Here is a 6,255-nt window from a genome sequence, read left to right as displayed (position 1 = left end):
GTCCTCGGCAAGTTCCCTGGCGCGCTCCTCATAGTCGCGCTTGTAGGCGATGGCCTCGTCGCTCGCCGGTTTCAGCGTCAGGACGTTGGAGCCGGAGAAGGCGGTGGGCGCCGCGCGGGCAGGGGACGTCGTCGGGGCTGAGCCGCCAAAGCCCTTGGGATCACCGCCGGCGCCCGAGACTAGCTTGACCGGCGAAACGCCGCGGGTCAGGCCCTTCGAGAACGGCGTCGCCTTGCCCTCGGTGATGCCGCGGCCGAGCGCTGTCTTGTCGAAGTCCGACTGGTCGACATGGGCGAGGTCGTGGCGGGCGAGATAGGAAACGGCGAGCTCGCGGAACACGTAGTCGAGGATCGACGTCGCGTTCTTGATCGCGTCGTTGCCCTGCACCATGCCGGCCGGCTCGAACTTGGTGAAGGTGAAGGCCTCGACATATTCGTCGAGCGGCACGCCGTACTGCAGGCCGAGCGAGATGGCGATGGCGAAGTTGTTCATCATGGCGCGGAAGGCAGCACCTTCCTTGTGCATGTCGATGAAGATTTCGCCGAGGCGCCCGTCGTCGAACTCGCCGGTCCTGAGGTAGACCTTGTGGCCGCCAACGACTGCCTTCTGCGTGTAGCCCTTGCGGCGGTTCGGCAGCTTCTCGCGGTCGCGGTAGAGCCGCTCCACCACGCGCTCGACGATCTTTTCCGTCACCTGCACGGCGCGCTGCGCGGCGGGCGCCGCGATCAGCTGTTCGACCGCTTCGTCCTCATCCTCCTCGCCATCGGCGAGCAGCGAGGCATTGAGCGGCTGCGACAGCTTGGAGCCGTCGCGGTAGAGCGCATTGGCCTTCAGCGCCAGCTTCCACGACAGCATATAGGCGTTCTTGGCGTCCTCGACCGTCGCTTCGTTCGGCATGTTGATGGTCTTGGAGATGGCGCCGGAGATGAAGGGCTGCGCCGCCGCCATCATCAGGATGTGGCTGTTGATCGACAGCGAGCGCTTGCCGATCTTGCCACAGGGGCTGGCGCAGTCGAACACGGCAAGGTGCTCGGCCTTCAGGAACGGCGCGCCTTCCAGCGTCATGGCACCGCAGACATGGATGTTGGCGGCCTCGATGTCCTTCTTCGAGAAGCCAAGCGCCGGCAGCATCTCGAACGAGAAATCGCCGAGCTGCTCGTCGGTGAAGCCGAGCGTCTCCTTCACCCAGTCGGCGCCCAGCGTCCACTGGTTGAAGACGAACTTGATGTCGAAGGCCGACTTCAGCGCCGCGTTCAGCGCCGCGATCTTGTCGTCGGAAAAGCCCTTGGCCTTCAGCGAGCCGGGATTGATGCCGGGCGCCTGGTTGAGGTTGCCGTGGCCGACCGCATAGGCCTCGATCTCGGCGATCTGGCTTTCGGAGTAGCCCAGCGTGCGCAGCGCTTCCGGCACGGCGCGGTTGATGATCTTGAAGTAGCCGCCGCCGGCGAGCTTCTTGAACTTCACCAGCGCGAAGTCGGGCTCGATGCCGGTGGTGTCGCAATCCATGACCAGGCCGATCGTGCCGGTCGGCGCGATCACGGTTGCCTGCGCATTGCGGTAGCCGTGCTCCTCGCCGAGCTCGATGGCGCGGTCCCAGGCCGCCTTGGCATGCTCAGCGAGCGCCTGCTGCTTCAGATCGGACGCGACCAGCGGCACCGGATTGACGGCGAGCTTCTCGTAGCCGTCCTTGTCGCCATAGGCGGCGCGGCGGTGGTTGCGCATGACACGCAGCATGTTCTGGGCGTTGCGGTCATAGTCTGGGAAGGCGCCGAGCTCCGCGGCCATCTCGGCCGATGTGGCGTAGGCCGTACCGGTCATGATCGCGGTAAGCGCGGCGCAGATGGCGCGGCCCTCGTGGGAGTCGTACGGTATGCCCGAGGTCATCAGCAGGCCGCCGATATTGGCGTAGCCGAGGCCGAGCGTGCGGTATTCGTAGGAGAGCTTGGCGATCTCCTTCGACGGGAACTGCGCCATCATCACCGAGATTTCGAGCACGATGGTCCACAGCCGCACCGTGTGCTCGTAAGTGGCGATGTCGATCGTGCCGTCGGCATTGCGGTAGGGCAGAAGGTTGATCGAGGCGAGGTTGCAGGCCGTGTCGTCGAGGAACATGTATTCCGAGCACGGGTTGGAGGCCCGGATCGCACCGGCCGAAGCGCAGGTGTGCCAGTCGTTCATCGTCGTGTTGAAGTGCAGGCCGGGATCGGCCGACGCCCAGGCCGCGTAGCCGATCTTTTCCCACAGGTCGCGCGCCTTCAGCGTCTTCAGCGCCTTGCCGTCCTTGCGGGCGGTGAGCTGCCAGTCGCCATCGGCCTCGACGGCGCGCAGGAAGTTGTCCTTCAGCGACACCGAGTTGTTGGAGTTCTGGCCGGAAACGGTGAGGTAGGCATCCGAATCCCAGTCGGTGTCGTAGGTCTTGAACGACATCGAGGTGTAACCCTGGCGGGCGAACTGGATGACGCGGTAGATATAGTTCTCCGGCACGGCGTCCTTCTTGGCCGCCTTGATCTCGCGCTTCAGCGCGGTGTTGATCGCCGGATCGAAGCAGTCGTCGTCATGGCCTTCGCAATTTACGCAGGCCTTCATGATCGCTTCGAGGTGCTTCTTGACGATCTTGGAGCCGGTCACCAGCGAGGCGACCTTCTGCTCTTCATTGACCTTCCAGTCGATGAATTCCTCGATGTCGGGATGGTCGACGTCGACGATGACCATCTTGGCGGCGCGGCGTGTCGTGCCGCCCGATTTGATGGCGCCCGCCGCGCGGTCGCCGATCTTGAGGAAGCTCATCAGGCCGGACGAGCGGCCGCCGCCCGAAAGCTTTTCGCCTTCGCCGCGCAGCAGCGAGAAGTTGGAGCCGGTGCCCGAACCGTATTTGAACAGGCGCGCCTCGCGCACCCACAGGTCCATGATGCCGCCTTCGTTGACGAGGTCGTCCTGCACACCCTGGATGAAGCAGGCATGCGGCTGCGGATGCTCGTAGGAGGACTTCGACTTGGTCAGCTTGCCGGTGAAGGGGTCGACGTAGAAGTGACCCTGGCTCGGGCCGTCGATGCCATAGGCCCAGTGCAGGCCGGTGTTGAACCATTGCGGCGAGTTCGGCGCGACGCGCTGCGTGGCCAGCATATAGGCAAGCTCGTCGCGGAAGGCACGTGCGTCTTCCTCGGACTTGAAGTAGCCGCCCTTCCAGCCCCAGTAGGTCCAGGTGCCGGCGAGGCGGTCGAAGACCTGGCGGGCATCGATCTCGGAGCCATAGCGCTCGGCCTCGGGGAGTTTGGCGAGTTCGGCCTCGTCGGGGACCGAGCGCCACAGGAAGGAGGGGACGTCGTTCTCCTCGACCTTCTTCAGGCGAGCGGGAACGCCGGCCTTGCGGAAATACTTCTGCGCCAGGATGTCGGCGGCGACTTGGCTGAACTGCGCCGGCACGTCGATATTGTCCAGGCGGAACACCACCGAGCCATCCGGATTCTTGATCTCGGAAAGCGCCTTGCGGAATTCGATCTCCGCGTAGGCGGATTGTCCTGGCTTGGTGAAACGACGCTCGATGCGCATTGGTCCGGTCCTTTGTGTCTATATATAGCGCCTTTCCCCAGGGATTCATGCCCCGAAAGCGAAACGCGCGGTCCGCCGTTTGCCGGCATCTTGACGACGCCGGCATCTCCTTCGCAGTCGTCGCGCGGCGCGTTGGCCAAACTTCTTGCGAAGCGCCTCTCCAACTCGCCGACGAACCCCTGCGGGTCCCTCAAAACTTGAAACTTTTTCGCGATTCCCCCGATCGAGGGCTTCACACTATCTAGGGTCGAACCTGCCTGCAAACACTAAATATAGTGTTAACAGATCATTTTTTCCAGTCCGACAATTCTCCCTTTTCGCCACCCAAGCCCCACCAATCCCAACGCTTCCGCCGGCCTCGCAAAAGGGCGGAAATGTGGGCAAAACGCACAAAATCTGGAAAAAAGACCGGCCTCTGAACTCTCCGGTCGCGCTCTCAACAGGAACGCATGGCCTATAAAAGGCGACTCGTTTTGCGCCGTCAAGGATTCGTTTACGTAGCTTTTGTGACCCCAATATCTTGTGTGTCACAGATGTGGATAACGGGGACAGAGGACCGCGTCGGAGAGCCTGGTTTTGGCGGTCATCGGCGGGCGTGCGCAAGGCCACCCCGGCGATGCTGCCGCTCTGCCTTTTCATTTTAGCTGGCTTGCACTATGTCTTGCCCTTCGCGCGGGGGCGCGCCTTGTCAACCGGAAAAGCATCCGCTACGCCCCGCTCATGACAGTAACCGTCCGTTTCGCCCCGTCGCCGACCGGCCGTATCCATATCGGCAATGCACGCACCGCGCTGTTCAACTGGCTGTTCGCCATGAACAACAAGGGCCGTTTCATCCAGCGCTTCGACGACACCGACATCGCCCGCTCCAAGCAGGAGTTCGCTGATTCGATCCTCTACGACCTGCACTGGCTGGGTATCTTCCCCGACGCCACCGAATACCAGTCGCGGCGCGTCGAGATCTATGACGCGGCGGTCGAGCGGCTGAAGGCCGCGCGCGTGCTCTATGCCTGCTACGAGACGCCTGAAGAGCTCGACCTGCGCCGCAAGGTGCGCCGTACGCGCGGGCTGCCGCCCGTCTATGGCCGCGAGGCGCTGACGCTCACGCCGGAGCAGGTCGCCGAATACCAGTCCGACGGTCGACGCCCGCATTGGCGCTTCCTGCTGCCGAACTTCACCAGCGACCCGCTGCAGCCCGAACGCACCGAGGTCCATTGGAACGACCTGGTGCGCGGTGAGGAGACCGTTGATCTCGCCTCGCTGTCGGATCCCGTGCTGGTGCGCGAGGACGGCACCTATCTCTACACGCTGCCATCGGTGGTCGACGACATCGAGATGGGCGTCAGCCACGTCATCCGCGGTGACGACCATGTCACCAACACCGGCGTGCAGATCGCGCTGTTCCAAGCGCTCGGCGCCGAGCCGCCGGTCTTCGGCCACCACAACCTGCTCACCACGGCCTCTGGCGAGGGCCTGTCGAAGCGCACTGGCGCGCTGTCGATCGAGAGCCTGCGCGAGGACGGCATCGAGCCGATGGCGGTCGCTTCGCTGGCGGTGCTGGTAGGCACCTCGGAGAATGTCGCGGCAGCGCACGATCTTTCCGAACTCGCGGGCCATTTCGATCCGGCCGCGACCTCGAAATCGGCGGCCAAGTTCGATCCGGACGAGCTGTTCGTGCTCAACCGCACGCTGATGCACCATATGCCGTTTGCCGAGGCTCGCGACCGGCTGATCGTGCTGGGTGTTTCAGGGGAGAAGGCGGAGCCGTTCTGGCTGGCCGTACGAGGCAATCTCGACAGCCTGCCCGACGCGCTGGCCTGGTGGCGTATCGTGGGTCAGGGGCCGCACGAACCGGCGGAGTTTTCCGGCGAGGACCGCGAATTCCTGCACCAGGCGTTCGATCTCTTGCCGGAGGAGCCGTGGAACGGCACCGTCTGGAAGGACTGGACTGGCAAGATCCGCGAAGCAACCGGCCGCAAGGGCAAGGCGCTGTTCATGCCGCTCAGGCTGGCGCTTACCGGCCAGCCTTCCGGGCCGGAGCTTGCAGATCTATTGCCCCTGCTGGGTCGGGAAGGAACGCTGGCCCGACGACCCTGACCCTGCGCTGCTCGGGCGGCAACGCCGATACCGGCGATGTTGCCGGCTTTTCGGCCAGGCGCTTGATGGCATCGCGGTCGAGCCCGCCCTCGGCATTGGCCAGCGTCTCGGGATCAGCGCCCGGATCCGGCTTCGCGGCCGGCAAGGGAGCGAACGGCGCGGAGGCCGCTTCGGGCTCGGACTGCTCGGGGTTCGGCGGATTGCCGGCGATGATCTCGAAATTCTGCGCTTGCGCGTTGCAGCCGCAGGCCGGTGGCCGCGCCATGTTGGTCTGCTTGTAGAGATAAGCCGTCGGCAGTTCGCTGTAGGGCCTGCCGGTCACCGACGATGTCATCGCGCCGGCGTCGCCGTCCATGTCGCGCGTGTAGAACACCTGCATCTCCGTGCCAGGGCAACTCGATTCGCAGTTCTTCTGGTCGCGCTCGAAATCGCCATAAGAGGCGGCGTTCGACATCGGGAAGAAATAGCCGTCGCAGGTCCGCACGCACACGGTGTGGAAGTCGTCGTTCAGCCGCGGCAAGTCCATGCCGTCGGGCTGGTTGATCACCCGGCGAATGTTGCGTTCGCTGGGATCGTCTGGCGGCACATCCGGCAAATCGGGCATGTCGAGCG

The 6,255-nt window shown here is 64.2% G+C and carries 3 protein-coding genes; 1 reads left to right on the top strand and 2 read right to left on the bottom strand.

Annotation, left to right across the window (positions count from 1 at the left end; genetic code table 11):
* On the bottom strand, positions 1-3,549 hold a 3,549-nt coding region (locus EN781_RS22700; RefSeq protein WP_127400356.1), incomplete at its 3' end, for a vitamin B12-dependent ribonucleotide reductase.
* Between the two features lie 720 nt (positions 3,550-4,269).
* Between EN781_RS22700 and EN781_RS22695 the strand changes: the two genes are divergently transcribed.
* Entirely contained in the window at positions 4,270-5,643 is a 1,374-nt protein-coding gene (locus EN781_RS22695) for a glutamate--tRNA ligase (protein ID WP_126054796.1), read from the top strand.
* Here the strand turns inward: EN781_RS22695 and EN781_RS22690 are convergent.
* On the bottom strand, positions 5,561-6,255 hold a 695-nt coding region (locus tag EN781_RS22690), incomplete at its 5' end, for a DUF2865 domain-containing protein (RefSeq protein WP_127400355.1). The genes EN781_RS22695 and EN781_RS22690 overlap by 83 nt on opposite strands.

Source organism: Mesorhizobium sp. M4A.F.Ca.ET.090.04.2.1 (genome assembly GCF_003999085.1).
Taxonomy (GTDB): Bacteria; Pseudomonadota; Alphaproteobacteria; order Rhizobiales; family Rhizobiaceae; genus Mesorhizobium.
This window is presented reverse-complemented; position numbering and strand designations above follow the sequence as displayed.

Coding starts and splice junctions, on each gene's coding strand:
- EN781_RS22695 (WP_126054796.1), top strand. CDS start 4,270: ATGACAGTAACCGTCCGTTTCGCCCCGTCGCCGACCGGCCGTATCCAT.